Genomic DNA, 1444 nt, shown 5'->3' with positions numbered 1-1444 from the left:
TTATCATTTATATATAAAAAATTATTGAATAAACTTAAATTTGTGATGTAACTATTTGAGAAATAATGGCTTAATAAAACTACATTATTATGACGAATAAAATAAGCAGGTCTCAGTGAGGAAATTAATGTATATCATGGGTTGAACTATTTTTGGACATTTTATGTAATATTGTATATTAATTATGTTATTATATACCCAGAAATTTATTGATATTGTTATATATAATTCGAATTACATTAGAGATCGAGAAATTGTTCATGTAGCCGAGGGTAAATAAGGTTTTCATGATTTTTGACTATAATTTATCCAAAACTATTTAAGAAAATATTAATTTTAATTACATGAGCCTTAAATCCGAATTAACCTTGGATGTTATAGATACACATACAGAGGGTGAGCCCACACGTATAATTTTCTGGAATGACATACCTAAAAATCTACCAGACGCATTATCAGTAAGAAATTATTTTATCAAGCACTATGATTATATTAGAACAACATTATTGCAGGAACCAAGAGGGCATAAAGACCAGTTTGGTGCTGTATTGCTTCCTCCTGTAAATCCAGGAAGCAGCTATACGGTTATATATCCAACCACTCATTCTTATTTGGACATGTGCGGGCATGCCACAATAGGTGTAAGTACCGCACTTGTTGCCCTTGGATATGTTCAGTATGAGGGCAATGAAAAAATAATTACATATGATACTGTTGCAGGTACAGTCAAAGCAAAGGTAAAAATAGAGGATGGTGAGCCAGTTTCTGTATCCATAGTTGATGTAAAATCATATTTTGTAAAGAAAATAGATATAAATATTGATGGAAAAATTATACCTGTAAACATATCATACGGTGGCAATTTCTATGCCATAGTTGAATCTGATTCCATAGGAATTGATGTTAATACAGCAAACATAGGAAAACTTATGGAATATGGAAATATTATCAGAAAAAAATCAGAACAAACAATTATGAATATGTACCCTGAGGGCAAAAAAAATCTTGAGCCATTGGCAATGATCACAGATAGTAAACATGATTACCGTGCCTTTGTTACCTTTGGAGGTAACAGCTTCGACAGGTCCCCATGTGGTACAGGTACAGCGGCAAGGGCTGCATTGCTTGTCCATGATGGAAAACTCGATATAAATGGAAAATACACAAATGAATCCATAATTGGATCAAGATTTACATGCAAAATAATCTCATATGAAAAGGTTAACGGCAATATTATCATTGTACCCGAAATTACAGGAAGAGCATGGATTACACAGCTATGCAAAATTATAGTTAACCCTAAAGATCCATTAAAACATGGATTTCTTGTACAATAATGATCAAGGGCTATAGCCCATTTAAGTTTTCATTATTTATATAATGAATATAATAGATTTATATACGCTTATAAATAATTATTTAGCCATTCCAATATTCTGTAAAA

1 protein-coding gene is annotated in these 1444 nt (G+C 31.3%); it reads left to right on the top strand.

What is annotated here, in order from left to right:
* Positions 1 to 344: 344 nt before the first annotated feature.
* Positions 345 to 1337, top strand: a complete 993-nt coding sequence (locus AOG55_RS04490) for a proline racemase family protein (protein ID WP_055032633.1) — start codon at positions 345 to 347, stop codon at positions 1335 to 1337.
* Positions 1338 to 1444 lie beyond the last annotated feature (107 nt).

The organism is Acidiplasma cupricumulans, from assembly GCF_001402935.1.
Taxonomy (GTDB): Archaea; Thermoplasmatota; Thermoplasmata; order Thermoplasmatales; family Thermoplasmataceae; genus Acidiplasma; species Acidiplasma aeolicum.
Note: the sequence above shows the minus strand (reverse complement) of the source record. Positions and strands in the feature narration are given on the sequence as shown.